This is a genomic window from Pseudoalteromonas sp. S1727 (assembly GCF_005886375.1).
Classification (GTDB): domain Bacteria; phylum Pseudomonadota; class Gammaproteobacteria; order Enterobacterales; family Alteromonadaceae; genus Pseudoalteromonas; species Pseudoalteromonas haloplanktis.
This window is the reverse complement of record NZ_PNDT01000389.1, coordinates 1-254: the sequence shown is the minus strand read 5'-3', so window position 1 is coordinate 254 and position 254 is coordinate 1. Positions and strand designations below refer to the sequence as shown.

Annotated in this window: 1 protein-coding gene; it reads right to left on the bottom strand. The window is 43.3% G+C overall.

Annotated features, from left to right (window positions below; translation table 11 throughout):
- Nucleotides 1–11: 11 nt before the first annotated feature.
- Nucleotides 12–254 (bottom strand): DUF3034 family protein (locus CWB85_RS22410; protein ID WP_138556035.1); only part of this gene is annotated, 243 nt, incomplete at its 5' end.

The following is a 254-nucleotide window of genomic DNA, read 5'->3' as shown; positions in this document are numbered from 1 at the left end:
CCTGTTAGAGATTAAACGCTGCCGGTTTGAGCAGCTGCTCCCTCAAAACTCCCTAAATCAATGTATGCTGCGGGAACGGTATCAAAATTATTAGGCATCCTAGCATCAAACAGATCTTGCCAATCTTGCTCGCCGATCGCTAGATTATTTGCTTTTTGTCGATATTCCACAACAATTGCAATTTCTCGGCTTAAGAAAATAGCAGTGCTGCCTTCAAATAATAATTTTTCGCCGCCAATGGCTCCACCATAGCC